This is a genomic window from Asticcacaulis sp. W401b (genome assembly GCF_046503825.1).
Lineage (GTDB): Bacteria > Pseudomonadota > Alphaproteobacteria > Caulobacterales > Caulobacteraceae > Asticcacaulis.
On record NZ_JBKFEE010000001.1, the window covers coordinates 352,254 to 378,512 of the forward strand.

The window sequence follows — 26,259 nt, forward strand, 5'->3', positions numbered from 1 at the left end:
CCACCTCCCCCGCCCCGCAGGGGAGGAGGATCGGTTGAATGCGCATACCCCGTCTCAAATTCTGGCCGCAGGCCATCAAGCGCAAGATCCCCAAGACGCTGTGGGGCCGCGCCCTGCTGATCATCGTCCTGCCCGTCGCCCTGATGCAGGTGGCGGTGACCTGGGCCTTTTTCGACATGCACTGGGAAACCGTTACCGCCAAGCTGTCGGAAGGATTGGTCGGAGACGTCGCCTGGGCCGTCGATGCCTACAAGGCCGATCCGACGCCGCAGACCATGGCCACCATCTCCGCCGCCGCGCAGAAGTCGATGCAGCTATCCATCGTCTATCAGCCCGGCCGCGCCCTGCCCGAAAATCGCCGGCGCAACGCCTGGGCCGCGCTCGACCGGTCGCTGAAACGCGCGCTCAATGAGCAACTGGATGACCCCTTCTGGTTTGACACGACCCGCTATGCCGGGTCTGTCGATATCCGCGTCAAGGTGAAGGATGGCGTCATCCGGGTGATTGCGCCGCGTGAGCGCGCCTTCGCCACCCGCGCCCATATCTTCGTACTGTGGATGACGGGCGCGACCCTGCTTTTGACCGCCGTGTCGATCCTGTTTATCCGCAATCAGGTGCGCGCCATCGAGCGTCTGTCCGTCGCAGCCGAAAAGTTTGGCCGCGGCGAAGATGACCCCAATTTCAAGCCCTATGGGGCATCCGAAGTACGCGCCGCGGCGCAGAACTTCCTCAAGATGAAGTCGCGCATCCAGCGCCATATCGAACAGCGCACCACGCTTCTGGCTTCGGTGAGCCACGACCTGCGCACCCCCCTGACGCGGCTGAAACTGGAACTGGCTATGGCCCCGCCCGACGCGGCGACCGAACGCATGAAGCAGGACGTGTCGGAAATGGCCTATATGATCGACGAATATCTGGCCTTTGCGCGCGGCGAAATGCAGGAAAGCCCGCAAACGACATCCGTTAACGCTCTGCTGGAAACCGTCGTGGACGGTGCCCGCCGTGCCGGGCATCAGCCGGAATTTGTCCCCCTTTCGGAAGACGTCGAAACCTCGATTCGCGTCATGGCGCTCAGCCGTGCCCTGTCCAATCTGGTGATGAACGGCTTTCACTACGCCACTCAGGTGCGCGTCTCTGCCGAAATCGAGCATAAGGCGGGCGGCAAGCAGTCGCTGCATATCTATGTCGATGACGACGGCCCCGGCATCCCGCCCGAAAAACGCGAAGAGGCGCTCAAGCCGTTTTCACGTCTGGATGATGCGCGCAATCAGAACAAGAAGGGCGTCGGACTGGGGCTGGCCATCGCCCGCGATACGGTGCGCAGCCACGGCGGCGAACTGAACCTCGATCAGAGTCCGCTGGGCGGCCTGCGCGCCGATATAGGCATACCGCTGATCAGTTAAATGCAACCGCGCGTTAACCCTGTTTTCTAACCCTTTATTGACCATATGGGCCCATTGTGCACGCTAAAGCCGAAAAAATGATCGGCTTTCCAAGAACAGAAGGTTCCCGATGGCCAAGGCCTCCACGCATCGAACGGTTGCCCGTTCCCGCGCCCCGTTGAAGGCGTGCGGTGAGTGCAATCTGTGCTGCAAGGTCTATGACGTCGAGGACGTCGGTAAAAAGGCCGGGAAGCTATGCAACCACACGCGTGAAAACGCCGGCTGTGGCATTTGGGGGCTTCATCCGCAAATCTGTCAGGATTTCAAATGCCTGTGGCTGAAACACGATGACCTGAATGGTCTGTGGCGGCCCAATATAGCCGGCTTTGTCCTGCGTCTTGAGCCGAATGGCACCACGCTGAATGTCGATGTGGACCCGGCGCGCCCGGACTCTTGGCGGCAAGCCCCCTACTATGCGCAGTTCAAGCTGTGGGGCGAAGGCATCCTGCGTAATGAGAGCCTTGTCGTCGTCTATGCGCCGGAAGGGCTATACGTCGTTACCCCCGACGAGGACCTGTTCCTGCGCCAGCCCAGACGCGGCGACATACTGGAAACCGGTATGGAAATGACGCTGTTCGGCCCTCGCGCCTTCGCCCGCGTCGTACCCGCAGCCAAGGGCCGTGACGCTCTGCGGGCTTAAACATCAAAAAAGGCCTCTCCGCGTGAACGAAGAGGCCTTCTTTAACCTTAGTCCTGCTCGACGCTGCCCGCACCGCTGATGCGGGTATCGAGTTGCGCCGGGCGGGTTTGCAGATCGACATTGCCCGATCCCGACACATCGACCTTGACCTGGCCGGTCGGAGCGATGGTGGCATCCCCTGAGCCAGAGATGCTGACATCGGCGTCTTCGACACTGAGGCCGGACAGGTCGGCTTCGCCCGCGCCGGTGATATCGAGCTTCAGCGCCTTAGCCTTGCCCGTCACTTCGGCCGAGCCGGAGCCGCTGATACGCAGATCAATCGTCGGTTGGTCGTAAGCGCTGACCCGAAGGTCGCCAGAGCCGGAAATCTCGAAATCCTTCACCGAAGGCGCCGTGATGACGATCTTCAACTCGTCGCTGGCGTGGGCTTCGATATGGCCCGGCCCGAAGCGGAACTGCACCACCTTTTCGACGTCCGGCCCATCGGCCAGATAGAGGCGTCCGTTTTCGAGGCGCACCCGGTCGGTCAGGGCCTTGGGCCCGTTGACGGTCACCGAAGGCGTGGCACCCTGAGTATAGACCACCTCAGCCGGGACGTCGATCTTGAGCTGTTCGCTACCGCTCCAGACAAGGGTGCGCGTCACGGTGGGCGCGATCTCGGTCTTGGTCGTTTTCATGAAGCGGATGTGCTTGTCCCCGGCGTCCGACAGGGTCCACACCCCGCCGTTTTTGGCAATGTCATGGCTGGCCAGACCGGCGGCACCGGCGAGGCACGCGACCGACAGGACGAAGGCGGAGCCGGAAATAATGGCAAGTTTGCGGATCATCATGGTCTTCCCTCCTCCGATCAGGCGTTTTGCGCGTCAAGCGCGGGTTTCAGCAGGCGATAGTGCAGACGGGCGTACCAGACGAGACCGTTGACCAGCCACACGCTGACGATAGCCGTCAGGCCGGCAATGGTAACGGCCAGAGCCATCCCGCCGACACCGCCCAGAAGCGCGGCAAACACACCGCCCGGCATCCAGAAGGCCCCGGTGGCGAAGACGACGCCGCTGGCGATAAAGATACCGATGGCGCTCATGAAGAAGCCAAACAGGGTGCCGATGACGCCCATCAGCAGCGGCAGCAGGATCAGGATGTCGATGGCCCCAAGCCCCAGAACGGCAAACACCGCGCTAACCGCCGAAGACGGTGACTTGGTGTCTTCCCACTGTTTCAGGCCGATTTCGGCCCGCAGTTCGCGCGCCAGACGCGCCGGATCCCCCAGGGCGGCGGCCACTTCGGCCTCGCTGCGACCAGCGGCGACGCCGTCCGTGAAATGGGCTTCGTAGTCGGCGACCACATCGGCGATGGATGCGGCGGGCAGGCCCGTCAGGCCTTGCTTGAGCCGATTGATAAATTCGTTGCGGGTCATGTCCCTTACCCCTCTTGCGTTTCGGTAGGAGCCGGTTGCGGCTCAGGCGGTGCGGCATCCAGCAGCGCATCGACGCTGCGGGCAAAGCCGCGCCATTCAGCGGCCTGCGCCACCAGTGCCGCGTGACCGGCCTCGGTCAGGCGGTAATATTTGCGCGACGGCCCCGATGAGGATTCGACCAGTCGCGTATCGACCAGCCCGTCGCTCTGCATCCGCCGCATCAACGGATAGATGGTGCCTTCACCCATGCCGATCGCATCGGACAGGGTGGAGGCGATTTCATAGGCGTAGCTCTCGTTGCGGGCCAGAAGCGCCAGAACGCACAGGCCGAGCACGCCTTTCTTCAGTTGAATGTCAATGGTTTCAGCCATCTCCGGTTTCCTTTCGACGGAGCCGTGTGCGCGCCGTGATGAAGAGGTGTATATGACAAGCTACTATTTATTGCAAGATACCATTTTAAAACATGTACCATTTGTAATGTGGTAGCCATCAGCGACAGGTAGCTTGCCAAACCTCCTGCGTGTCGATGAAACGAAGGGGAGCTCAGCTTGGGCCTCGACACCTGCCCGCGAAAGGCGCAAATGAGGGCACATGACTCACGATCCCCTTGCCCTCCCCGATGCCCCCAAAGCCAACTGGGTCGATCTCTATGCCCCTGCCCCCCTGCGCCCGTGGCTGAGGCTCGGGCGTTTCGACCGGCCCATCGGTATCTGGCTGCTGTTCCTGCCGGGGGCGATGGGACTGGTTTTCGGGGCGGCGAATCCGTGGTCGCTGGAGGTGGCCTATAGGCTGGTCCTGTTTGCGCTAGGCTCCGCTTTGATGCGTGGGGCGGGCTGCGCCTATAACGACTTCGTGGACCGCGATTTCGATGCACAGGTCGAACGCACGCGCCTGCGTCCCATCCCGTCCGGGCAAATCAGCCCCAAACAGGCCCTGTTGTTCGTCGTCCTGTCCTCGCTGATCAGCCTCCTTATCCTGTTGCAACTGGGCCCGACCGCCATCTGGCTGGGGGTGGCGTCTCTTGGGCTGGTCGCCGCCTATCCCTTTATGAAGCGCATCACCTGGTGGCCGCAGGCGTGGCTGGGCGTGACCTTCAATTGGGGCTTTCTGATGGGCGTCGCCACCATGACCGGAACTCTGAGCCTTGCCGCGGTCATCTTCTATGCGGGTCTGATCTTCTGGACCCTGGGGTACGACACCATCTACGCCTATCAGGACATAGAGGACGACGCTATGATCGGGGTCAAATCCTCGGCCCGCGCCTTAGGCAGCCAAGGCAAAAGCGGCGTTTCACTGTTTTACGCCGCCGCCGTGGCCCTGACCGGCGTAGGGGTCATACTCGGCGGCCTGAGCTGGCCGCTCTATGCCGGGCTTGCGGCCGTGTGTCTGCACCTGTTCTGGCAGGTCAACACCTTGCGAATCGATGACAACGCGCGTCTTCTGAAGCTATTCAAAGCGAATCGCGAAACCGGCCTGTTGTGGGTCGCAGCCATCCTGATCGGGCACTGGTCGGTTTAATCAATGGGCGACCTTAAGGAGTTAGACATGCGGATGAGACCGCACCTGCTGATCACGGTCGCGTTTTGCGCGCTGACTCTGGCGTCGTGCTCGCGCAAGGACGAGGCGCATAAGGATGACGCCCCGCCCGTGGCCGCCGCACCGCTTGAGTTTGCGCAAACGACCCCGGATGCCGAGGTCAAGCTGACCTTCCCCGAAGCGATCAAAGTCTTCCCGGACCTGCACAATCGCCTGTATTCCGAAGGCCAGAGCGAGCTTAAGGCCTTTGGCGATCAGGCGGCCAAAGATCGCAAGGAACTGAGCGCTGCGGGTTCCGAACCGCCGCCCTATTTCCGTTCGATAACCTGGACCCTGCCGGCGCAGTCCGAGCACCTGGCCTCGCTCTATGCCGAGCAGTCGGAATTTACCGGCGGCGCCCACCCGAACGCCAACTATCAGAGCGTGCTGTGGGACAAGACGGCCAAACAGGCCATCGACGCGCGCCTGTTGTTCGCGCCCAATGCCGACCTCGCTGCGGCCGACGCATTTCTTTGCCGTCAGATCGAGGCCGAGCGGTCGCGCCGCAATCAGACCCCGACGACGCAGACCGCCACCGGCTTCACCTGCCCCAAGCTGATCGACAGCCATCTGGCGTTGGTGGCTTCCACCACATCTGGCAAGATCGGCGCGATCGAGGCCCTGTTCGCCCCCTATGAGGTCGGCCCCTATGCCGAAGGCGCCTATCAGATCCGCGTGCCACAGGCGGTGCTGCGCGGCCTGATCAGTCCGGCCTATGCGGCGGATTTTGCGGGGGAACCCGCGCCGCCCCCCACGGCCACTCAATGAGCGAACCGGCGGCATTTATCCGCGCCCACACCACCCCTCTGCCGGTCCCCTCCCTGCCCGACCTGAGCCTCTACCAAGCGGCGGAGGTGACGAGCCTGTGGGAGATGACCGAGGCCGAACTGCTGCAAAACGGTCTGGCCCCGCCCTTCTGGGCCTTTCCGTGGGCCGGCGGTCAGGCGCTTGGCCTGTGGCTCAGGCAAAACCCGCACGTCGTCAAGGGCAAGCGGGTACTCGATCTGGCCTGTGGCTCCGGGCTGGTCGGTATAGTGGCGGCGAAGCTGGGGGCGGCGCAGGTCATCGCCAATGATATCGACCCGTTCGCCGGGGCCGCCGTGGCGCTCAATGCGGCTCTGAACGGCGTGGATGTCACCTTTGACGGGGCTGATCGACTGGCGGAAGCGCCTCCCGGCGTCGATGTCATTCTGGCTGGGGATATCTGCTACGAAAAGTCGATGACGGCGGCCATGCTGACATTTTTGCGCAAGAGCCGGGCGCTGGGTATCGCCGTCTATGTCGGCGACCCGCACCGCAGCTACTTCCCCGGCGAAGGGCTGACGCGGCTGGCGACCTTCGACATCCACACCGACACCCAAATCGAAGACCGCGCCGTCAAACCCGCCAGCGTCTGGAGCCTGATATGAGCGAACATCACAAGATCGACTATGTCGAATGGCAGGCCACCGCCCTGCCCGAAACCAAAGCCTTCTATCATCAGGCGTTTGGCTGGAATTTCATTGATTACGGCCCGACCTATGCCGCCCTGTCCGAAGCCGGTCTCGACGGCGGTTTCGACGCCGATAACGGGCCGGCCAAGCCTCTGGTTATCCTCTATTCTGAAAACCTCGAAGCGTCGCGCGACACGGTTCTAGGCGCGGGCGGACACCTGACGCAGGACATCTTCAGCTTCCCCGGTGGCCGGCGTTTTCATTTCACCGATCCGTCGGGCAATGAACTGGGCGTATGGAGCGACAAATAGGGGTTGCCGCCCCTGCCCTGGCTTGCCATAAGGGCCGGGGCCCCACTCGCGCGTATTGAAATGACCGACACCCTGCTTGCCGATGTCAAAACCCGCTGGACGCAACTCCGCCGCGGCAAATGGGGCGACGACTCTCTGATGCAGGTTCTGGGACGCGAGCCCGTGATGCGCTGGCTTCTGGGCTTTGCCGTCCTCTGTCTGGCCTGTTTCAACTTTGCGCGCGACCTCAATGATCCGCCCAATGCCTTCTGGGACGAAAGCTACTACGTCACGGCGCTGGAACGCTACGAAGGCCATATTGCCTCTTACGCCTCGCACCCGCCTCTGGGCTTCATGCTGATGAAGGTCGGCCGCGACCTTGTCGGGGATGCCCAAAAGGCCGATAGCCGTTTTCTGGCCGAGGTCAAAAAGACCGACACCCGCAAAATCCCCAAAGGCTATAGCTTTACCGGCGTGCGCCTGATGGGGGGCCTGTTCGGGGCGGCCGGGGCGGTTCTGTTCTATCTGATCTGCCTGACCATAACGCGCGAAGCCTTTTCCGCCGCTATATTCAGCCTGCTCTACGTGTTTGAAAACGCGCTGATTGTGCATTTCCGCGCCGGGCATCTCGATCCGTTCCAGATTACCTTTGCGCTGGGTGGCATACTGGTGTGGTTGCGCGCCTTCTGTGACCCGCAAAAGGACAGTTGGAAGCACGCCGCCCTGTTCGGTGCGCTGATCGGCCTGAGCTTTATGGTCAAGGTCAATACGATCGTGCTGCTGGCGCTTCCGGCCTTTACCGCCCTGCGCGACCTGATGCGCAGCCGCTGGCCGATGGACCGCACGATCGGCCATATCGCCGCCAAGGCCGTGGCCGTTTCCGCCAGCTTTACCGCCATCATGGTGTCGATCTTTGTGCTGCACACCGTGCTCAATCCGGTGGCACCGGATTTCAAAAGCGATGCCGGGCGCAAGGACGCCCCCTTCATCACCGAACCTTACAAGGCGTGGCTGGAACAGCGCGCCCCCCTGACACCTCAGGTGTTATACGATGCCACCAATGGCTATTTCCGCTTCATGAACAATGACTTCACCGGCATTGTCAAAACGGAAAAGAACGGGTCCAATCCAGCCCTGTGGCCGCTGATGCACAAGAACATCACCTATCGCTGGGACTCTCATAATGGCCGCACCAGCTATGTGCAGATGGCAGGCAACCTGTTCAACTGGACGCTGGGCGGGCTGGCGCTGTTGGGCACGCTGGTGCTTCTGGCCCAGCGAACCTTCCAGAAAAAAGCGTGGCTTGATACGCACGATATGGACATGGCGGCCGCCATTGTCGGCATGTGGGTCGTCTTCATGCTGATCCACATCTGGCTTGGCACGCAGCGGGTCATGTATATCTACCACTATTTTGCGGGCCTGCTGCTCAGCTTCATGCTTTTGCCCCTGCTCTATCAGGTGCTGAAAAGCCGCTTTGCCTGGATCGAAAAGCACAAGGACTACGTGCTGGGGGTGGTGTGCATCGGGGCTGCGGCGGGCTTTATGTGGATCGCTCCGCTGACCTACCATCAACCCTTGACTCGCGCCGCCTGCGAAGCGCGCAATGTCCCTTTCAAAATGGTGCCCTGCCAACCCCGGCTGAAACCGACCCCTTCTCCCTCATCTTAAGCGCGTACCGTCTTCAAAAGGCCCCAAAGCCTGATAAGGTCATCTGTCTATTAAGGAGCGACGGATGACACTGAAGGCTTTGGCATTAGGGGTAATGCTGGCGGTTGGGCTGAGCGGCGCGGCGATGGCCGAGCCCCTGAAAGCCGGAGCGCCGGGTGCACAGTTCGCCCACCTCTATTCCGACCTGCCCGTCGATCCTCAGGCGCGCTTTGGCCGCCTGTCCAACGGCATGACCTATGTCCTCTATCCCAACGCCGCTCAGCCGGGCAAGGTGGTGATGCGTTTGCGCATCGGGGCCGGGCCGCTGGACGAAGCCGACGAAGAAAGCGGCATTTCCTACCTCATCACCTTCATGGCCTTTTCCGGCTCATCCCACTATCCCGACGGCGACCTGTTCCGGCAGCTTGAGCGTCAGGGTATCCAGATGGGGGCGGGTCAGCAGACCCTGACCGAGGAAGGCGAAACCAGCTATCAGATCGCCCTGCCGCGCAATGATGCGGCGACGCTGGATACCGGTTTCAATGTGATGTCGGACATGGCCTTCGGTTTGACCTTCCCCGAAACGGCGGATCAGCGCGACCGCGCGCTGGTGGTCACGCAACTGAACACTGCCGATCAGCCGGTGCAGCGCCGCTATGACGAGTGGCTGCGCACCGCCTTTGCCGGTCAGCTCCTGCCAGAACGACCGCAAAAAGGTCTGCGCGACATCGTACTCTATACGCCGCGTGAACAGGTCCGCCGCTTCTACGACACCTATTACCGCCCAGAGCGCGCCACCCTGATCATTGTGGGCGACATCGACGCCACCGCGCTGGAAAAGCGTATCGAAAAGACCTTCGGTGCGTGGAAGGCCAGGACTCCGGCCCCTGCGACGCGAGATGCCGGCGCCTACACACCCAAAGGGCCGCGCGGCACCACCTATTTTGAACCCGGCCTGCCGGAGATCATTGACATCGCCTGGCTCAAACCCGCCGAAACGCGCTTTCAGAACCGCGAGGCGGTGCGTGATATGATGCGTGAGCATCTGGCGCTGGCCGCGCTCGATAACCGGCTGGAGCGCGTCGCCGCCCGCCCGGACAGTGCCTTTGCCCGCGCGGGTCTCAACCGTCAGTCCTTTCAGCGCACCGGCGAAAGCCTCAGCCTGATGGTCATGCCCAAGCCCGGTGAAACGCAAAAGGCCCTTAACGAGGCCCTGACTCTGGCGCGGCAGGTCGGCGAATACGGCTTCAGCGACGCTGAATTTGCGCGCGCCGCCGCCGATTATGAAGCCGGGCTGCGTCAGCGCGCCGATAGCGCCGCCACGCGCTCGAACGAGTGGATCGCCGACATGATCGCCGGGTCTATCGGTGATCGCTACGTGATCAACTCCCCGGCGCAGGACCTGCAATTCTATCTGGACCTCAAGCCCGAACTGTCGCGAGAAGCCATCAACAGCTACATGAAGGCCCTGATGCAGCGCGATGGTCCGCTGATATCGGTCAGCGGCCCCGCCCCGGTGGCCGGGCTGGATGCCGCAGCCTTAGAAAAGACCTATGCGGCGCTGGAAAAGGCGCCCGTCACCGCGCCGGAGGCCGAAACGGCCAAGGCCTGGGCCTATGCTGATTTCGGCGCACCGGTCGCCCCCATCCGCACCGAACAGGACGCAGCGCTGGGCACGACGCGCCTGATCTATGCGAACGGCGTGAAGGTGACGATCAAGCCGTCGAAGCTGCAAGCCGGGTCGGTGATGGTCAGCGTGCGCGCTCTGGGCGGGTTGAAGCGTTTGTCACCCAAAACACCGGATGCGGCCTTCGCTCTGAACTTCTACGATATCTTTCAGGGCGGCCTGAAAAATATGTCGGCCAGCGAGATCGAAGAATCGCTGGCGGGCATGAATTTCGACCTCGCCTATCGCCTGACCGAAGACGCAGCCGTCCTGATAGGGCAAAGCACGCCGCACGATTTTGCGCGCGAAATGCAGTTGCTGCGCGCCTTCTATTCCGACGCCGCCTTCGATCCGGCCTATCTGGAGCGTCTGCGCCATTCCATGCCCGCCTATTACACCTTCGCCTCGACCAATCCGTCAGGGGTCATGGCCATGCACCTGCCGCGGCTGGTCTATGATGGCGATGCCCGCCTGACGCCGCTGTCGCAGGCCGACATGCTCAGCCTCAGTAACGACCGTATCGCCGCGCTGATCCGCAATTCGCTGCGCGACACGACGTTGGAAATCGTCATCGTCGGCGACATCACGCCCGAACAGGCACGCCCGGCGCTGGATGCCACCTTTGGTGTCCTGCCGCCCCTGCCCGCCCGCTACACCCCCGCCCCCGACGGCGGCGAGACGGCCCGCTTCCCGACCGCAGGCCTCTACAAGACCCTCTATCATCAGGGCAGCCCCGAACAGGCACTGATGATGATCGCCTTTCCCACCACTGACCGCTACAGCGACCCGAAGACCGGTCTGGGTCTCGACCTGCTGGCTGAGGTCCTGAGCCTGCGCCATTATGAGGCCGGGCGCGCCGAAACCGGCACCACCTATGTGCCTCTGGCGCGGCATGTACCCTCCACAGGATTTAAAGGCTTCGGCTATCTGTCGGCCACGGTGCAACTCTATCCGGGGGCTGAAAGCAGCTTCTATACCGGCTTCCTCAGCCTGATCGATGGGCTGAAAAGCGCGCCGGTGACCGATGACGAACTGCTGCGCGGGCGTCAGTCGCTGCTGCGCCGGATGGCCGAAGAGGATCGCAATAACGGCTACTGGCTGGCGGCCCTGTCCGGCATCGACGCCAATGCTGGTCAGCGCGACTATGTGCTGAAACGTCAGGCGCTGCTGAACAGCCTGACCCCCGCCGACCTTCAGGACCTCGCCAAACGCTATCTCGATCCCGCAAAGGCCTTGAAGACGGTGGTGTTACCTGTGCCGAAAGGCGACTCAAAAGCCTCCTAACGCGCTCATAACGCTGGCACGCCATTTGAACCCTCACAGGCGAACCGTCCCGGAACGGCACGCTTACAGATAGAACGAGGGATAACTCACATGGCTAACGATATCGACCTGCACCTGGGCAAGCGACTGCGCCGCCGCCGCCGCCTGCTGGGCCTGACCCAGCAGCAACTGGCCCTGGCCGTCGGCATCCGCTTCCAGCAAATCCAGAAGTATGAATGCGGCGCCAACCGCATCTCCGCTGCTCGCCTGTTCCAGCTCGCCAAGGCGCTGGAAACCCCGGTCACCTATTTCTACGACGGCCTGGAAGACAATACGACCGAAGTGGCCGCCGTGCAGAACGAAGGCATCGAAGTGTTTTCGCGCAAGGAAACGCTGGATCTCATTCAGGCCTATTACCGCCTGTCGGAGCGTCCGCGCCGCCGTCTGCTCGATCTGGCCAAGTCGCTGAACACCGAAACCGAAACCGCGGCCTGACCCTTCTTCCGTCTTGAGTTCCGCCCGGCGGACGCTTACACATGCGACCGATTGAATCTGCGCAAGGTGGTCTATGGCGTCCTCAGCCGAACTCGAAACTCTGGAAGCCTTTATCCTTCGTCTGGCGGAGGCAGCGGCGGGCGTAGCCCTGCCGCTGTTCCGTTCCGTCGAACTGGGTGAGGTGAGCAAGCCCGGCCATTCGAGCGGCTTTGACCCGGTCACCGAAGCCGACAAGGGGGCCGAACGCGCCATCCGCGCCCTGATCGAGGCCGAATACCCCGATCATGGCATTATTGGCGAAGAATACGGCTCAGTGCGCGCCGTAGCTGACTATGTGTGGGTGCTGGACCCCATTGACGGCACGCGCGCCTTCATCTCCGGCCTGCCGCTGTGGACCACCCTGATCGGCCTGCGCCACAAGGGTCGTCCGATTATGGGCGTCATCGCCCAGCCCTTCCTCAAGGAAGTCTTCCTCGGTTCGCCCCTCGGTTCGCGCCTGATCACCCCCTCGGGATCGACGCCGCTGCGGGTGCGCGACTGCGCGTCACTGAATCAGGCCGTGCTGGCCACCACCGATCCCCACCTTTATTCGGCCTCCGAAGACCCCGCCTTCACCGCCTTGCGCAAAGCCGTCAAACTGATGCGCTATGGCTGCGATGCCTACGCCTTTGCCATGGTGGCACAGGGCACGATGGACGGTGCGCTGGAAACCGGACTTAAGGCCTGGGACATCGACGCCATCATTCCGGTGATCGAAAACGCCGGGGGCGTGGTTACTGACTGGGCGGGTGCGCCCGTGGGTCCTTATGGTGGTCAGGTCATGGCCGCCGGTTCACGCGCCGTGCTAGAGGCCGCCGTCGGCCTTCTGTCGCCGGCTTCCAAGCCCGCCGAGGCGCACTGATCACGGTTTGGGAGCTAAAGCGATGTGCGGAAACGGAGTTCGGCGAAGCCAAAAGTGTGAGCGGTTTTCCGCAAAAACATCGGGACAAAACAAAAATTTAGAGCGAAATGGCGTTTCCACCTAAAGTCATTTCGCTCTAACGTCGGCTGGCGTTCCTTCGGCGGTTTCTGCTGGGGTCTCTTCCCAGTCCGCGACCTCGACCTCATCCCGTTTCGCGCGCAGGCCCTCCGGCACCGATAGACGTTCCGGCGGCGGTTGCGGCGCATAGACGGGGATGTCGTTCAGTTCATAGGAAAAGAAGATCGGCTGCCCCGTTACCGGACGCACTTCCGTCTCCGCTGGCTCCGCGACAACCACCGTCTCCACCGCCTCAGCAGGGACGTGCGAATCGAAGACCTCGGTGGCGGCGTGCACGACGGGTTCGCTGACCTCGATCTCGGCTACCGGCACCTGCGCCAAGGATGACTCGACCGGCGCGCTCGGCAGGGCCTCCGCCGGCAGGTTGAAGCTGATCTGCTCGTCGAACTCGGCCCAGAAGGCACGGCGATACGCATCCATCTCCATCAGGATTTCATGATCGGCGCCGGCGATTTCGACGCAGCGCCCTTTGGCCAGTTTCTTGACGAAGGCCTTGGTCGGCTGCTTCATCATCAGGGTATCGTCGCTGGAGATCACCACCGACACCGGCGTGCGCACCTTTTTCAGCACCTTGCCCTTGTCCTTGAGCAGGGTGTCCCCGATGCGAAGCGCAAACAAAAGCCAGCCCCAGGTCGGCGTCCCCACCGCCAGATGCGGGCAGGCAAACAGTTGCTCGCGCCACAGATTGTAGCGCGCCGCATCGTGCGTCAGGGCGTCGTCTTCGAAGGTGTGCTCAAACGGGTCATCAAACAGTTCCGGCACGTACTCGCTGGCCTGACCGTGTTTGACCTTCCAGTCGGTCTGGAACATCACCGACCACAGGGAATGCTTGCCCGTCTTGATGCGCAGCATCGGATTGATGAAAACGGCGGCGCTGAAACGGCCTTCGCCACGCGTCAGGGTGGCTAGATTGAGCGCCGCCCCCATCGAATGGCCCAGCATCACCCACGGCTTGGGGGCGCGGTCCTCAAAGCCATCGAGCAGGCGTTGATAATCGTCAAGAAACTCGTCTTCGGAACGGGCGTGGCCCTTCAGACGGTCCGGCAGCAAACGCGCCGACAGCCCCTGCCCGCGCCAGTCGTGCACCACAACGCAGAAACGGCGTTCCAGCAGATCGGCGACGACCTCGTAATATTTCTCGATCGGTTCGGCCCGACCGGGGCTGACGAAGACGGTACCGCGCGCCGGTCCCTTCGGATGCCAGAAGCCCAGCCGCAGACGCAGCCCCCCCGCTCCGCGAAACCATTCCCCCACGCCCCCTTCGGGCGGCCGGTATTCCGGTATCGCCATCAGCGGGGCCGCGGTGGACAGGGAAGCGATGCGTGTCACGGGTGCAGTCTCAAACAGGGTTATCAGGCAGGCTTGCGGAATTTCAACGTCATCCGGTCGCTTTCGCCGATGGATTCATACAGTGTACCATCAAAATCCGGATTTGGCGGCTCTCCTCTGTGGGCCGTCAAACGATAGGGCGGCAGGGTCCACACACCGAACGGATGCGCCTTGTTATCCTTGGGGTTGGCGTTGATTTCCGACGCCTCAAGGAACTCAAAACCGGCCTCGGCCGCCAGTTGCTTGACGAAGGGCTCCTGCACATAGCCATTGGTGGCTGCCGGGTCCTGCGCATTGCCAACGTCGGCGCGATGCTGCTCAATGCCCAAAAGACCGCCGGGTTTGAGCGCCGCAAAGGCATCGGCAAAGGCCTTTTCGGCCAGGCCTGCCGCCATCCAGTCGTGCAGCACCAGCAGGAACAAAACCGAATCGACGCTTTCCGCATCGGCCAGCGCTCCGGTCTGCGGCCCGAAGGCCGAAAAGCCCAGTTCGCCATAGAGCTTGGGATCGGCGGTAAAGCGGCGGCGATATTCTGCGGTCAGGGTGGCCGCTTCGGGAGCCGTGGCCTCATTCTCGATCAGGGCGGCGATATAGCGTCCTTTGCCGCGCGCCAGCCACGGCGCTAGAATATCGGTCATATAGCCGGCACCGGGCCACATATCGATGACCGTATCGCGCGGTTTGATCTCGAAAAATTCCAGCGTTTCAATCGGGTGGCGGAACTTGTCCCGCTGACGGTCGATGTCGTTGCGCCACTTGCCCCCCACGGCCCACGGCAGAGTGCCCTCCTGCGCAGCGCCATTGGTCGCTGCGGACTCGCTCTTGCGGCCACAGGCGGTAAGCCCCGTAACGGCCAGAGCCGACGCAGCAAACCCCAGACGCATCATACCGCGCCGGTCGAAGCTCATTTTGGAATCGTCTCGCGCCAATAGGCTACCCGGATGAACTCGTTTCAGTCTGGGAAAACCTAAAGCGGTTTCCCCGCCCTGTGAAGCCTTTTGCAGGACAAAAGCCCAACAAGAGACAAAGGGCTGATCAGGCCTCGCCTTCGATTTCCTTCATGGCGCTTTGCAGGTAGTTGGGCTCACCCATCAGACGGATCAGACCAATCTGCGTTTCCAGCCAGTCGATATGGTGTTCGGTATCGGCCAAAATCTGGCGCAGCAGGTCGCGGCTAACGTAATCCTGCACGTCTTCGCACTGCTTGATCCCGGCGACCAGCACGCCGTGACCGCGCGTTTCCACCGACAGATCTGCGGTCAGACACTCGGTGATGGTTTCACCTATCTTCAGCTTGTGCAGGTCCTGAAGATTGGGCAGCCCCTCCAGAAAGAAGATGCGCTTGATCAGCAGATCGGCGTGCTTCATCTCCTCGATCGATTCCTGATAGACGATGCGGCCCAGATGCGTCAGGCCCCAGTTTTCCAGCATACGCGCATGAAGAAAATACTGGTTGATGGCCGTCAGCTCATTGGTGAGGACGGTATTGAGAAGCTTGATAATCGCCGGATTGCCCTGCATGGCCGCACTCCTGAGGTTGACGGTGGCGGCAGGGCCGAAAACGCTGTCTATTCAGCCGCCAGCCGCACGGTGGCGCTAACGTCTTCGATCATCTGCCGGATGTCGCAGACGCATTTGGCGCATTGCGGGCGGGTCTGGCAATGGTTGAAGACGGCTTTTACCGTGGTTGCCCCCGATAAAATGGCCTTTTGCGCGTCTCTTTCGCGGATAGCGTTACAATTGCAAACGTACACGAGGGAACCTGTGAGTCCGGCATACCGAGTCAAATCTGAGAATGCGTCTCAGATAGCATCACTCACATTCAATTGCAAGTCACTCGCAACGCGAAGCCCGCGAATGCTTCTCAAAAACTCAGGCCTGTTCCTTAAAGGTCACGGTGACGCCGCGCTTCTTGAAATATGACTGCATCAGCTTGCGACCCGCGCGGTTGTTCTGCGCCAGTCGCGACGGCTCCACGACCGCCTCTTTTTGACCTTCAGCCGCCAGAGCAGCCTTCAGCGCCGCAATGTGCGTGTCCAGTTGCGCATTGTCGTCGATCAGCGAGGTGTAGACGTTTTCGAGCGCTTCAGCGACGGTCAGGGGGGGCAAGAGGAAACTCCATTATTCGCCGCTCGTCTGCCGTAAAAGCAATCAGAGCGACCTTCATCCGAAAGCCGCTCTAGCAGAAGGCCCCGGCCCTATCAAGCCGCAGGTCAAAACAGGAAAATGGCGGATGCCGCAGGGGCTGCGGCATCCGCCAGACCCGACCGTCACGCCACGGTCAGGGTAGTCGTTTTCAGGTCACGGCTGTTGGGCCCGACCATGATGGTGAAGGTGCCGGCTTCGACCACGCGCTTCATATCGGTGTCAAAGAAGGCGAGATCGGCCGGGGTGATCTCCAGCGTTACCGTCGTCTTGGCACCCGGCTCCAGCGTGACACGCTTGAAGCCCTTAAGCTCCTTGACCGGGCGCGTGACCGACGAATAGTCGTCGCGGATATAGAGCTGCACCACTTCGTCGCCCTTCAGCTTGCCCGTATTGGTCACATCGACCGAAACGGGCAGGCTTTCGCTGGCGGCAATGGTGGCCTTCGACAGGCGCGGGGCCGAGATGTCGAAGGTGGTATAGCTGAGGCCGAAACCGAACGGATAGAGCGGCGTGACGTCCCCATCCAGATAGCCGCGGCGCGCCGTCGGCTTGTGGTTATAGAAGACCGGCAACTGACCGACGCTGCGCGCGAAGGTGATGGGCAGCTTGCCGCCCGGATTGGCGCGCCCGAACAGCAGGTCGGCGGCGGCGTGGCCCGTCTCCTGCCCCAGATACCAGCCTTCAATGATGGCGTCGGCCTTGTCCTGAAGCAGGTTGATCGACAGCGGACGGCCATTGAGCAGGAAGACCACGGTCGGCTTTTTCAGCGCAAAAATGGCGGCCGCCAGATCGTTCTGCTGCCCGATCAGGTCCAGCGATTCGCGGTCACCGAGGTGGTTATCGGCCCAGGCTTCGCGCGAGGTTTGCTCATTGTCGCCCAGCACCATGACGATGGTGTCGGCAGACTTGGCGGCTTCGACCGCCTCGGCGATCAGCTTGGCATTGACCGCCGGATCGACGAACTTCACCTCATCCGCCGCCCAGTCGCGCTTTTCGGTCAGACGGATGGCCTCACGGTATTCCAGCGTGAAGCCCTGCGCCTTGGCTTCTTTCTCCAGTCCTTCGTGGATGGAGACGACATGACGCGGGATTTCCGAATAGCCGCCGATGGGCGTGTCCTTGGCGTGCGTACCGAGCAGCAACAGTTTGCCAACCTTTTTGCCATCCAACGGCAAGACGCCATTGTTTTTCAGCAGCACCGCCGAACGCACAGCGGCTTCGCGGGCCAGAGCGATGGCATCGGGGGTCGCCGTCAGCTTGTCAGCCTGTTTGGCATCGACATAGGGGTTTTCGAACAGACCACCGAGGAATTTCAGCTCCAGAATGCGGTGGACGATGGCGTCGATCTCGGCTTCCGAGACGCGCCCCGACTGCACCAGCTTGATCAGGTTCGGATAGGCTTCACCGTCCGGCGCCTCGATATCCACTCCGGCCTTGACGGCGCGATAGGCGGCTTCGGTCATGTCCGGCACCAGATGGTGACGGCTGATCATTTCCTTGATGGCGAAATAGTCGGACACCAGCACGCCCTTGAAGCCCCATTCGCCGCGCAACACGGTGTCGAGGAGCCATTTGTTGGCGTGCGACGGCACGCCGTCGATTTCGTTGTAGGACGGCATGACAGCCGCGATCGGGGTTTCCTTGACGATCTTTTCAAACGGCGGGAAGAAGACTTCGCGCAGGGTGCGCTCGGAAATCGGCGCGGGGCCGACATTGGTACCGTTTTCCGGCTGGCCATGGCCGGTCATGTGCTTGAGCGTGGCAAACACCTTGTCCTTGGCTAACTTACGGTCCGTACCGGAGAAGCCCAGCACCGCCGCCTTACCCATCACGCCCATAAGGTGCGTGTCTTCGCCATAGGTTTCTTCGACACGCCCCCAGCGCGGCTCACGGCAGACATCGACCACCGGCGCCAGCGCCAGATTGGCCCCGCGCGCTCGCATTTCCTTAGCGCAGACGGAGAACACCTTCTCGACCAGTTGCGGATCGAAACTCGACGCCAGACCAATGGCCTGCGGGAAGGAGGTGGAGTCACGCGCCACATAGCCGTGCAGGCTTTCCTCGTGCATGAACATCGGAATGCCGAGACGCGTCTTTTCGACGGCCCACTTCTGAGCGGCATTGACATAGGTGGCGGTTTCCAGCGCATTCCGGTTGACCACGCCGACATCGGCGCCGGCATTGGCTTGCGTGTTTTCGATGCCGCGGCGGTCGCTTGGGCGCGCAATCATGCCCAAGCCGTTGGGGAAGGCTTCGCTGGCCTTTTTCGGGTCGAAGTCGCCCTTGTCGTTCTGAATCTTACCCTTTTGCAGCCAGATGCACATCATCTGGGCAACCTTTTCCTCGAGCGTCATGCGCTTGAGCAGATCAGTGGTGCGGGCTTCGACCGAGGCCGAGGCGTCCTTATACAGCGGCTTGTCCGTCGCGGCGTGCGAAGCGGCCGAAACCGCCAGAGCGGTAGCGCTCACACCGGCAGCAAAATGGCGTCGGTTCAGTTGCAAGGTCATGACTTGTCTCCCTGTGGTCGTCTCGGGACGCATCCCGTTTCACATTTCTGATTGACCGTTTTGTGTGACCGCACACGTTCCACACCACGGCTATATTTATTGCGCCGCACAAGGATTTCGCCCCGCCGCCGCTCTTATTGACGACTTGCATAACCGATATACCGGGGCTTGGAAAGGGGTAATGATAGCGCTACCAGATAGTTTGTGCGCGGTATCGATTGCAGCCCGCGCGTCCGACGCGGCCCATGAAAAAAACGACACCGTTCGCAGGGAACGATGTCGCTTTTTTTACTACGCATACGAAAAATAACGGCGGACAGCACAACCCGCAAGGCTGTCCGCCGCTACCTGAAACCCTCAACCCTGTCCGAGGAGACAAGGCCAGAGGATCAGATTCTAGAGCGATGTGCGGAGACGGAGTTCGGCGAAGCCAAAAGTGTGAGCGGTTTTCCGCAAAAACATCGCGACAAAACAAAAATTTAGAGCGAAATGGCGTTTCCACCTAAAGTCATTTCGCTCTAGAAACGGTAGGCCAGACCGACCGAGGCGACGACCGGGTCGAGATCGACCTTGGACTTCAGCGCGCCGTCATTGATCTTGGCATCGGTGTTGAACCATACCTTTTTCACATCGGCATTCAGCGACCAGTTGCCCTTCAGAGCGATATCGACGCCGCCCTGAAGCGCATAGCCCAGACCATCATCCAGCTTCACCTTGAAGCCGTTATAGTCCTTGCTGTTGTAGAAGATCATGGCGTTGACGCCCGCGCCCACATAGGGGCTGACGCGGCCCTTGGGGTTGAAGTGATATTGAGCCGCAATGACCGGCGGCAGGACGCGCGTCGTATGCACCTTCACATCGGTCGTGCCGCCCACGGCGCGCACTTCGTGCTTGGACGTGCCCAGAATGGCCTCAACGGCAATATGGTCAGTGAAGAAATAGGTGAAGCCGAGGCTGGGGATGGTGTCGTCCTTCACCTTGACATCCAGACCGCTATCGACGCCGGCGGCTGTCTTGATGTCGCCCTTTTCGTCCGGGGCGACGCTGGTGATGCGGGTGGCGACGATGAACTGCCCCTTGGCCTTTGGCTTGAACTCCTGCGCCGACGCGCCGTTGGCAAGGCCCATAACCAGCAGGCTGGCACCGATCAGATAAGCGATTTTCATGGCGAATACTCCGCTTCGTGCGTTTCGCTTCGAAGTTGGGTTTAGCCGCCCGCCGCGCGTCTGTGACCTGCGCATTCCGCCGCGCGTCAGCCTGCCTCAGGGACCAGACGCCGCGCGACAAATAACCACATTTTTTTCATGGATATTCAGCGATTGCGACGATCGTGCCGGGATTGTATGACCTTCACACCCGCAACGCATTAAAGGCACACGCATGTCCGTTCGCAATCTTACGCCCGCCGAAGTTCAGGCCGCCCTCGACAGCGGGGCGATCCACCTGATCGATGTGCGCGAGGTGTATGAGTACGAGCGCGTGCGCGTGCCCGGCAGCGTCAACCTGCCCCTCTCCACCTTCCATCCGGCCGAACTGCCACAGGACGGCAAGGAGATCATCTTTATGTGCGCCGGAGGGGTGCGGTCGCTGCGCGCCATCGAAGCGGCGCAAGCCTTCGGTCTCACCGCCGACGCGCATCTGGCTCCCGGCATCAATGGCTGGATCGCCGCGGGCCTTCCGGTTGAGGCATAAAACAGGGCCTTTTCCGAGTTTGTCGGAAAAGGCCCTTAGATCATTATGATTTCTGGTGGAAACATAATGATCCAGATTTTTGTTTAGTCCCTTGCCGGGCGGTGGCTTTGCCACCTTGGCCGCCGCCTCAATGGCGGCTTGAGCGGAATGATTTTAGAGATCATTCCGCTCTAAAACCTACAGATCAGCGGCGGTAATAAACCCATCGGCGTTTTTGTCGCGCTTCTTGAACGCCGCCAGATTATGGGCGGTGAGTTCCTCAAGTGTCACCTTGCCATCGGCATTGACATCCGCCGCCGCCATGTCCGCGATACGCTTGACCGTCTTGGGGTCATCGGCCGGCGCTATGGCCACGTAGAATTTTTCGATTTCATCCTTGCTCAGGGCCTTGTCGCCATTGGCGTCGATGCGTTTGAACAGGGACGGTTTGTCACGCACCCATTCTTCGGGGCTCAGCTTGCCATCGCCATCCTTGTCCATCTTGGCCAGATGGTCGGGGAAGGCCTGAGCCGAAACGGTCGTGCCCATCACCATGGTCGTCAACAGCGCAGAGCACGCAAACACGATAAAATGCGGACGCTTGATCATATGTTTTCCCCGTCTGAATTATGCGCTGCATTCCTCACCAACGGCGGGGCAGCCGCGCGAAGGTGATCGAATTTTTGATCAATATCTATTTATTTCGATCATTTTTGCGCGGTTAAGGGGCCTCCGTGTCGATTACGCCGCATCTAGCGAACCGGATCGCGTGACCTGCACCGGCGACGCAATCCGGACCACAGGTTTTAAAACGCTTTACGCACGGTGACGCCGAAGCTGCGCGGGTCGCCGGGCTGGCCATAAATGGCCCCGGAGTTACCGGCCTGAAGGCTGAGGAATTGCAGATACTCTTCGTTGAAGGCGTTTTTGGCCCACAGGAAGACCTCGGTGCCGCCGCTGGCGCGGTAGCCGACGCGGAAGTTGGCGATGGTCGAGGCTCCGACGACCGTATATTTCGACACCGACGGATCGGAGTTCCAGTCCGAGCGGTAGGAGACGTCGCCGCTGAAATAGGCGTCGCCGCTCAGCTTGCCGATGGTGGCCGGATGGTTATATTCCCAGCCGATCGAGCCCGCCCACTTCGACACACCGGGCAGATCCTTGCCGCTGAGGTCAGCAACGGAAGAACTGGAGGTCTGAAGCTCAAGAGGGGCCGGACCGTTCTTGAACGAGGCGTACTTGCCGTCGGCATAGCTCACCGAGCCATAGATCAGCAGGTTATCCGTCGCACGGAACTTGCCGTCCAGTTCGACACCGCGCACCTCGACCTTTTCGATATTGGCCAGATAGGGACGAATGGCCCCCAGATTACCGTCTACCACGGTCGCCTGATAGTCTTTGACGTTGGTGCTATAGATCGCGACATTGACCGTGCCGCGCTTGTCCCAGAACTGCGTCTTCAGGCCCGCTTCGATGGTCTCCACCTCTTCCGGCTTGACGACGATGGAGGCGGTGAAGGGCTGGAAGTTGGCATCGACCGGCACGCCGGCGGCATTGATACCGCCCGACTTATAGCCCTTCGACAGGTTGACATAGCCCAGCACGGTGGGCGTCAGGTCATAGGCGAAGTTGATCTGACCCGACGGGCTGTCGTCCTGATAATCGGCCGTATAGGCATAGGTCGGGGCAATATTGTTCTTGGCCGTGATCTGGGACGCGACCGTCGTCGCCAGACCGCCGGTGACGATCTGACGGAAGCTGCCGTCCTTCTCCTCATAGGTGTAGCGCAGGCCCGGCGTGATGCGGAAGCGGTCCGTCACGTTCCAGGTCAGTTGCCCGAACACCGCGTAGGAGCGCACCTTGGTGACCACGTGGGTGCTGGAGGTCAGGCCATCAATCAGGTTTGCGGGCACATTGGTGCCGATCAGCCAGAAGGCCCCGTCCTTGCCCCACTGTTCCACGCCATTGGTTTCAACGCGCTGATTAAAGCCATAGGCCCCGACCACCCAGTTGACCTTGCGGTCGCTATTGGAGGCCAGACGCACTTCCTGAGAGATTTGCTGCTGTTCGGATGGGTTGTTGGATTTTGAGCGGATCGACAGCGAGGTGTAGTCGCGGTCGTTTTGCGGCGCCCAGTCCCAGTCGCGATAGGCTGTGATCGGGGTCAGGGTGACATCGCCCAGATCCCAGTTGACCGTACCCGACAGGCCATTGATCACCTGCTTGGCTTCCAGCGGCGAATTGACATCGAGCAGACGGTCATAGGGGTTGGTCGAGGGCGGCGCATAGTTAAGCGCCGCAGCCAAGGCCGGGAACTGACGATTGGCGGCCCGCAGCGACGCCCCATAGCGCACGAAGGTCTGGGTATTGGCCTCCGGGTCCTGATAGGCGAAGTCGTAGGACAGGCGCACGTTCAGCTTATCCGACGGCTTCCACAGCAACTGGGCGCGCAGAACCTGGCTGTTTACGTCGTTCTGTTTGACGTTAAGGAAGGTGTTCTTGAATAGACCGTCGCGCTTTGTGCCGCCAAAGGCGACGCGCACCGCCACCGTATCGCTGAGCGGACCCGACAGGCTGATCTTGGTTTGCAGGAAGCCATAGTCACCGACGCTGGCCTCGATGCGACCTTCCGGCGTGAAGCTGGGGGCGCGGGTGGTGATGTTTAGCGCCCCTGCGGTGGTGTTCTTGCCAAACAGGGTGCCTTGCGGGCCGCGCAGGATTTCGACGCGCTCAATGTCGATCAGGTCAACAACGGCCGAGCCGGGGCGGGCATAGAAGACTTCATCGACATAGATGCCGACACCCTGCTCAAGCCCGTCATTGGTCAGGCCGATGCCCGACCCCAGACCGCGGATGGTTGTGGCCGTATTGCGCGGGTTGGACGAGATGAATTGCAGGCTGGGCTGCACCTTTTGCAGGGTCTCGACATTGTAGATGCCGGCGGATTCCAGTTGCTCACCGGAGATAGCCGAGACGGCGATCGGCACCTTTTGCAGGTTTTCGCTCTTGCGGCGGGCGGTGACATAGACGTCAGTGATGGCGCTATCGCGAGAGGCCGCGTCATCGGCGGCAGGCGCATCAGCAGCGAACACAGGGGCGGCAAGGGCGAGCGAAGAGACACCAGCCAGAAGGGCGAGCGAAATCTTCCCCGCCCGCAAAGCGGAGCGAGAATGGGACATGGAGGATACCTTCGTGCGTGAGAGGCGTCGCTTCCGGTCGGTCCGGTCAGGGCGCGTGTGTTTTTTTGTGTGCGCAAATGCGCTAAAACTAATCGCGGCGGGTCTCGAAACGGACCTTTTCGCTCTTTTCGATCTGAACGATACGCGAGTCGTGGATGACCACTTCGACCGATCCATAACGGATGTGGCTGATAGCGTTCAGGATGTGCTGCTCCGCCTCGGACAGGGGGCGCGGCGCGGTCAGGTGATGCAGAGGGCTCATGGTGTATTCCTCAGCGGCGTTAATTACTATCAAATAAGTCGTTTATAAACCCGTTTCCGTCAAATGAATTCTGGCAGAGTTTAGAAATCATCCTGTGTGTCGGCCCGCCATCCCGGAGGCTTCGGAAGCGATCACCTCAGAAAGAGGTAAATTAAAGCATTGATATTCAATATTTATTGTTAAATTTCACAAAATCGCCACGGTAACCACACCCCCGTACACCCGCTAAAAGCACGAAACGCAGGAGCGCCGCAATGCCGCCCTGCTTTAACCATTCTAATTCAAAATAAAAATGGTTCAGTTTTAATTAGATCACACGCCGTGGAAGAAGTCGTAGATGCGCTGGGCGAGGGCCTCGTTAATGCCCTCCACCTTGCGCAGGTCTTCGATGCGCGCCTTGCCCACCTCACGGCCCGACCCGAAGGCGGCCAGCAGGGCGCGTTTTTTGCGCGGGCCGATGCCTTCGATCTCATCCAGCGGGTTTTTGGTAATCGCCGCGTCGCGCTTTTGACGATTGGCCCCGATGGCGTAGCGGTGCGCCTCATCGCGCAGGCGCTGAAGATAGTAGAGGACCGGCGATTTGGGCTCCATCATGAAGGGGGCACGTCCCGGCATGAAGAAGCGCTCCATCCCGGCGTCGCGATCCGGCCCCTTGGCCACACCGACAATGCGGATGTCTTCCATGCCGAGTTCGCGCATCACGTCCAGAACGGCCTCAAGTTGCCCCTGCCCGCCATCGACCAGCACCAAATCAGGACGACCAAAGCGTTCCTCTTCCGTCGCATCTTCCGCACAGTTCTTCAAACGTAAAAACCGACGACGGAACACTTCGCGCATCATGGCGTAGTCGTCACCGGCGGTCATCTTATCGAGATCACGGATGGTAAACTTGCGATACTGCCCCTTCATAAAGCCTTCGGGCCCGGCCACCACCATGCCCCCCACCGCGTGCGTGCCGCCGAGGTGCGAGTTGTCGTAAACCTCAATGCGGTTGGGCGGGGCGGGAAGCTCAAACACCTCCGCCACACCTTTCAGCAGGCGCGTCTGCGCCGACTGTTCGGCCATACGCCGACCCAGAGCCGCCCTGGCGTTATTAAGCGCATGGGCCACAGCGTCGGCCTTTTCGCCCCGGCGCGGGCAGTGGATCTCGACCTTACGACCGGCGCGCAGCGACAGGGCTTCCATCATCAGGTCCGGCTCGCTTAAGGGATGCGAGACAAGGATGAGCTTCGGTACCGGACGGTCCTGATAGAACTGCCCCAGAAAGGCATCGAGGATTTCGCCCTCAGCGTTGTCCGTCTCTTCACCGCTGTCGGGCACGCGCGGGAAGTAGGCGCGGTCGCCCCAGTTCTGCCCCGCCCGGAAGAAGATGGTCTGTACGCAAGCCGACCCGCCTTCGCTGATCACGGCAAACACGTCGGCCTCGGCCTCACCGATGCCGATGGAAGAGGTCATGGACACGTGGTTGAGCGCCCGCACCCGGTCACGCAGGTGCGCCGCCTTCTCGAAATCCATATCGTCGGAGGCCTTCATCATGCGTTTGGTCAGGTCGTCGATGACCACGCGCGAACGACCTTTCAGAAAGGCCTCGGCCTGCCCCACCAATGCGCCATAATCCTCAAGGCTGATCTCACCGGTGCACGGCGCCGAACAGCGACGAATCTGATGCAACATGCAGGGCCGCGTACGCGAGGCATAGACGCTGTCGGTGCAGGTACGCAGCAGGAAGGCGCGTTGGAGCGTATCGAGGGTACGGTTCACCGCCTGGGTCGAGGCGAAGGGGCCGAAATATTCGCCTTGAATGGCGTGCGCCCCGCGATGCTTGGTGATCTGCGCTGCCGCGTGGTCCTTGCGCACCAGAATTTCGGCAAAGGACTTATCGTCACGCAGCAGCACATTGTAGCGCGGTTTGAGCGCCTTGATCAGGCGCGCCTCTAGCAGCAGGGCCTCGCCCTCGGTCTGGGTGCGCACAATGACCATGGATCGCGTCAGATAGACCATGCGCGCGATACGCTGGGCATGGACGCGCCCCTGTGCGTATTGAAGGATGCGCTTTTTCAACGACTTGGCCTTGCCCACATAGAGCACCTCGTCGTTTTCTCCGATCATGCGATAGACGCCGGGCTTGTCTTCCGCCAGCCGCGCTTCACGCAGGATCAGAGCCGCCCCCGTCAGGGGCGCATCGGTCGGCAGGGTTTCAGTTGAGGCATCGGTCGGCAGGTGGGACATGCTCCCGATATAGGCGAAGGGCCGGAA

The 26,259-nt window shown here is 61.1% G+C and carries 25 protein-coding genes; 11 read left to right on the top strand and 14 right to left on the bottom strand.

The window, feature by feature from the left end:
• Positions 1–38 precede the first annotated feature (38 nt).
• Positions 39–1,403 carry an ATP-binding protein gene (locus ACK8OE_RS01675; protein ID WP_290797925.1) on the top strand — a complete coding sequence of 455 codons (1,365 nt, stop codon included), beginning with the start codon at positions 39–41 and terminating at the stop codon, positions 1,401–1,403.
• Positions 1,404–1,512: 109 nt separating this feature from the next.
• Positions 1,513–2,082 (top strand): hypothetical protein, encoded by a 570-nt coding sequence (locus tag ACK8OE_RS01680; protein WP_126420794.1) that lies wholly within the window; start codon positions 1,513–1,515, stop codon positions 2,080–2,082.
• A 47-nt stretch (positions 2,083–2,129) separates the two neighbouring features.
• On the opposite strand, the gene ACK8OE_RS01685 is transcribed toward ACK8OE_RS01680, so the two are convergent.
• From ACK8OE_RS01685 to ACK8OE_RS01695, 3 genes are read right to left on the bottom strand one after another with little or no spacing between them, the layout of a single operon-like run.
• The gene (locus ACK8OE_RS01685) at positions 2,130–2,912 is read right to left on the bottom strand and encodes a GIN domain-containing protein (RefSeq protein WP_410271125.1); all 783 of its coding nucleotides are present in this window, start codon (positions 2,910–2,912) and stop codon (positions 2,130–2,132) included.
• Between the two features lie 17 nt (positions 2,913–2,929).
• On the bottom strand, positions 2,930–3,496 hold the full coding sequence (locus ACK8OE_RS01690; RefSeq protein ID WP_126419849.1) for a DUF1700 domain-containing protein: 567 nt from the start codon (positions 3,494–3,496) through the stop codon (positions 2,930–2,932).
• A 5-nt stretch (positions 3,497–3,501) separates the two neighbouring features.
• Positions 3,502–3,867: a PadR family transcriptional regulator gene (locus tag ACK8OE_RS01695; protein ID WP_410271126.1), complete on the bottom strand. Its 366-nt coding sequence runs from the start codon at positions 3,865–3,867 to the stop codon at positions 3,502–3,504.
• Positions 3,868–4,087: 220 nt separating this feature from the next.
• On the opposite strand from ACK8OE_RS01695, the gene ubiA reads away from it, so the two are divergent.
• The 8 genes from ubiA to hisN all read left to right on the top strand — a co-directional run bounded on the left by ubiA (position 4,088) and on the right by hisN (position 12,769).
• Positions 4,088–5,014 (top strand): 4-hydroxybenzoate octaprenyltransferase, encoded by a 927-nt coding sequence (gene ubiA, locus ACK8OE_RS01700; protein WP_410271127.1) that lies wholly within the window; start codon positions 4,088–4,090, stop codon positions 5,012–5,014.
• A gap of 27 nt (positions 5,015–5,041) precedes the next feature.
• Complete coding sequence (locus ACK8OE_RS01705; protein WP_410271128.1) at positions 5,042–5,839, top strand: PdaC/SigV domain-containing protein; 798 nt, start codon at positions 5,042–5,044, stop codon at positions 5,837–5,839.
• The gene (locus ACK8OE_RS01710) at positions 5,836–6,480 is read left to right on the top strand and encodes a class I SAM-dependent methyltransferase (protein WP_410271129.1); all 645 of its coding nucleotides are present in this window, start codon (positions 5,836–5,838) and stop codon (positions 6,478–6,480) included. Before ACK8OE_RS01705 ends, ACK8OE_RS01710 begins: the two co-directional genes overlap by 4 nt.
• The gene (locus ACK8OE_RS01715) at positions 6,477–6,815 is read left to right on the top strand and encodes a VOC family protein (RefSeq protein WP_410271130.1); all 339 of its coding nucleotides are present in this window, start codon (positions 6,477–6,479) and stop codon (positions 6,813–6,815) included. Before ACK8OE_RS01710 ends, ACK8OE_RS01715 begins: the two co-directional genes overlap by 4 nt.
• Positions 6,816–6,875: 60 nt before the next feature.
• Entirely contained in the window at positions 6,876–8,465 is a 1,590-nt protein-coding gene (locus tag ACK8OE_RS01720; RefSeq protein ID WP_410271131.1) for an ArnT family glycosyltransferase, read from the top strand.
• Between the two features lie 64 nt (positions 8,466–8,529).
• Entirely contained in the window at positions 8,530–11,394 is a 2,865-nt protein-coding gene (locus ACK8OE_RS01725) for a M16 family metallopeptidase (protein ID WP_410271132.1), read from the top strand.
• Between the two features lie 81 nt (positions 11,395–11,475).
• Positions 11,476–11,868, top strand: coding sequence for a helix-turn-helix domain-containing protein (locus ACK8OE_RS01730; protein WP_085930442.1), 393 nt, complete (start codon positions 11,476–11,478; stop codon positions 11,866–11,868).
• Positions 11,869–11,941: 73 nt separating this feature from the next.
• Positions 11,942–12,769: a histidinol-phosphatase gene (hisN, locus tag ACK8OE_RS01735; RefSeq protein ID WP_410271133.1), complete on the top strand. Its 828-nt coding sequence runs from the start codon at positions 11,942–11,944 to the stop codon at positions 12,767–12,769.
• Between the two features lie 126 nt (positions 12,770–12,895).
• Here the strand turns inward: hisN and ACK8OE_RS01740 are convergent, their stop codons facing one another.
• From ACK8OE_RS01740 to ACK8OE_RS01770, 7 genes are all read right to left on the bottom strand, one after another.
• Entirely contained in the window at positions 12,896–14,236 is a 1,341-nt protein-coding gene (locus ACK8OE_RS01740) for an alpha/beta fold hydrolase (RefSeq protein ID WP_410271134.1), read from the bottom strand.
• Between the two features lie 23 nt (positions 14,237–14,259).
• Positions 14,260–15,144 (bottom strand): class I SAM-dependent methyltransferase, encoded by an 885-nt coding sequence (locus tag ACK8OE_RS01745; RefSeq protein WP_290799896.1) that lies wholly within the window; start codon positions 15,142–15,144, stop codon positions 14,260–14,262.
• Positions 15,145–15,271: 127 nt separating this feature from the next.
• Positions 15,272–15,757, bottom strand: a complete 486-nt coding sequence (gene bfr, locus ACK8OE_RS01750; protein ID WP_290799895.1) for a bacterioferritin — start codon at positions 15,755–15,757, stop codon at positions 15,272–15,274.
• A gap of 47 nt (positions 15,758–15,804) precedes the next feature.
• The gene (locus tag ACK8OE_RS01755; protein WP_013479094.1) at positions 15,805–15,990 is read right to left on the bottom strand and encodes a bacterioferritin-associated ferredoxin; all 186 of its coding nucleotides are present in this window, start codon (positions 15,988–15,990) and stop codon (positions 15,805–15,807) included.
• Positions 15,991–16,108: 118 nt separating this feature from the next.
• On the bottom strand, positions 16,109–16,345 hold the full coding sequence (locus ACK8OE_RS01760) for a hypothetical protein (protein WP_410271135.1): 237 nt from the start codon (positions 16,343–16,345) through the stop codon (positions 16,109–16,111).
• 161 nt (positions 16,346–16,506) lie between these two features.
• Entirely contained in the window at positions 16,507–18,891 is a 2,385-nt protein-coding gene (locus ACK8OE_RS01765) for a glycoside hydrolase family 3 N-terminal domain-containing protein (RefSeq protein WP_410271136.1), read from the bottom strand.
• Between the two features lie 518 nt (positions 18,892–19,409).
• Entirely contained in the window at positions 19,410–20,057 is a 648-nt protein-coding gene (locus ACK8OE_RS01770) for an OmpW/AlkL family protein (RefSeq protein ID WP_290794191.1), read from the bottom strand.
• A 214-nt stretch (positions 20,058–20,271) separates the two neighbouring features.
• On the opposite strand from ACK8OE_RS01770, the gene ACK8OE_RS01775 reads away from it, so the two are divergent.
• Positions 20,272–20,583, top strand: a complete 312-nt coding sequence (locus ACK8OE_RS01775; RefSeq protein WP_410271137.1) for a rhodanese-like domain-containing protein — start codon at positions 20,272–20,274, stop codon at positions 20,581–20,583.
• A gap of 177 nt (positions 20,584–20,760) precedes the next feature.
• Here ACK8OE_RS01775 and ACK8OE_RS01780 read toward each other — a convergent pair whose 3' ends face one another.
• From ACK8OE_RS01780 to uvrC, 4 genes are all read right to left on the bottom strand, one after another.
• Positions 20,761–21,171, bottom strand: coding sequence for an EF-hand domain-containing protein (locus tag ACK8OE_RS01780; RefSeq protein WP_410271138.1), 411 nt, complete (start codon positions 21,169–21,171; stop codon positions 20,761–20,763).
• A gap of 197 nt (positions 21,172–21,368) precedes the next feature.
• Positions 21,369–23,741 (bottom strand): TonB-dependent receptor, encoded by a 2,373-nt coding sequence (locus ACK8OE_RS01785; RefSeq protein WP_410271139.1) that lies wholly within the window; start codon positions 23,739–23,741, stop codon positions 21,369–21,371.
• A gap of 88 nt (positions 23,742–23,829) precedes the next feature.
• Positions 23,830–24,003: a YezD family protein gene (locus ACK8OE_RS01790; protein ID WP_410271140.1), complete on the bottom strand. Its 174-nt coding sequence runs from the start codon at positions 24,001–24,003 to the stop codon at positions 23,830–23,832.
• A gap of 312 nt (positions 24,004–24,315) precedes the next feature.
• Positions 24,316–26,232 (bottom strand): excinuclease ABC subunit UvrC, encoded by a 1,917-nt coding sequence (gene uvrC, locus ACK8OE_RS01795; RefSeq protein ID WP_410271141.1) that lies wholly within the window; start codon positions 26,230–26,232, stop codon positions 24,316–24,318.
• Positions 26,233–26,259 lie beyond the last annotated feature (27 nt).

What these genes read in the sequence shown, in the direction of transcription:
- bfr (WP_290799895.1), bottom strand. Translation starts at nt 15,757, where the DNA reads ATGCAGGGCAATCCGGCGATTATCAAGCTTCTCAATACCGTCCTCACC.
- ACK8OE_RS01690 (WP_126419849.1), bottom strand. Translation starts at nt 3,496, where the DNA reads ATGACCCGCAACGAATTTATCAATCGGCTCAAGCAAGGCCTGACGGGC.
- ACK8OE_RS01785 (WP_410271139.1), bottom strand. Translation starts at nt 23,741, where the DNA reads ATGTCCCATTCTCGCTCCGCTTTGCGGGCGGGGAAGATTTCGCTCGCC.
- ACK8OE_RS01695 (WP_410271126.1), bottom strand. Translation starts at nt 3,867, where the DNA reads ATGGCTGAAACCATTGACATTCAACTGAAGAAAGGCGTGCTCGGCCTG.
- ACK8OE_RS01775 (WP_410271137.1), top strand. Translation starts at nt 20,272, where the DNA reads ATGTCCGTTCGCAATCTTACGCCCGCCGAAGTTCAGGCCGCCCTCGAC.
- ACK8OE_RS01715 (WP_410271130.1), top strand. Translation starts at nt 6,477, where the DNA reads ATGAGCGAACATCACAAGATCGACTATGTCGAATGGCAGGCCACCGCC.
- ACK8OE_RS01745 (WP_290799896.1), bottom strand. Translation starts at nt 15,144, where the DNA reads ATGAGCTTCGACCGGCGCGGTATGATGCGTCTGGGGTTTGCTGCGTCG.
- ACK8OE_RS01680 (WP_126420794.1), top strand. Translation starts at nt 1,513, where the DNA reads ATGGCCAAGGCCTCCACGCATCGAACGGTTGCCCGTTCCCGCGCCCCG.
- ACK8OE_RS01790 (WP_410271140.1), bottom strand. Translation starts at nt 24,003, where the DNA reads ATGAGCCCTCTGCATCACCTGACCGCGCCGCGCCCCCTGTCCGAGGCG.
- ACK8OE_RS01675 (WP_290797925.1), top strand. Translation starts at nt 39, where the DNA reads ATGCGCATACCCCGTCTCAAATTCTGGCCGCAGGCCATCAAGCGCAAG.
- hisN (WP_410271133.1), top strand. Translation starts at nt 11,942, where the DNA reads ATGGCGTCCTCAGCCGAACTCGAAACTCTGGAAGCCTTTATCCTTCGT.
- ACK8OE_RS01725 (WP_410271132.1), top strand. Translation starts at nt 8,530, where the DNA reads ATGACACTGAAGGCTTTGGCATTAGGGGTAATGCTGGCGGTTGGGCTG.
- ACK8OE_RS01705 (WP_410271128.1), top strand. Translation starts at nt 5,042, where the DNA reads ATGCGGATGAGACCGCACCTGCTGATCACGGTCGCGTTTTGCGCGCTG.
- uvrC (WP_410271141.1), bottom strand. Translation starts at nt 26,232, where the DNA reads ATGTCCCACCTGCCGACCGATGCCTCAACTGAAACCCTGCCGACCGAT.
- ACK8OE_RS01710 (WP_410271129.1), top strand. Translation starts at nt 5,836, where the DNA reads ATGAGCGAACCGGCGGCATTTATCCGCGCCCACACCACCCCTCTGCCG.
- ubiA (WP_410271127.1), top strand. Translation starts at nt 4,088, where the DNA reads ATGACTCACGATCCCCTTGCCCTCCCCGATGCCCCCAAAGCCAACTGG.
- ACK8OE_RS01765 (WP_410271136.1), bottom strand. Translation starts at nt 18,891, where the DNA reads ATGACCTTGCAACTGAACCGACGCCATTTTGCTGCCGGTGTGAGCGCT.
- ACK8OE_RS01770 (WP_290794191.1), bottom strand. Translation starts at nt 20,057, where the DNA reads ATGAAAATCGCTTATCTGATCGGTGCCAGCCTGCTGGTTATGGGCCTT.
- ACK8OE_RS01780 (WP_410271138.1), bottom strand. Translation starts at nt 21,171, where the DNA reads ATGATCAAGCGTCCGCATTTTATCGTGTTTGCGTGCTCTGCGCTGTTG.
- ACK8OE_RS01720 (WP_410271131.1), top strand. Translation starts at nt 6,876, where the DNA reads ATGACCGACACCCTGCTTGCCGATGTCAAAACCCGCTGGACGCAACTC.
- ACK8OE_RS01685 (WP_410271125.1), bottom strand. Translation starts at nt 2,912, where the DNA reads ATGATGATCCGCAAACTTGCCATTATTTCCGGCTCCGCCTTCGTCCTG.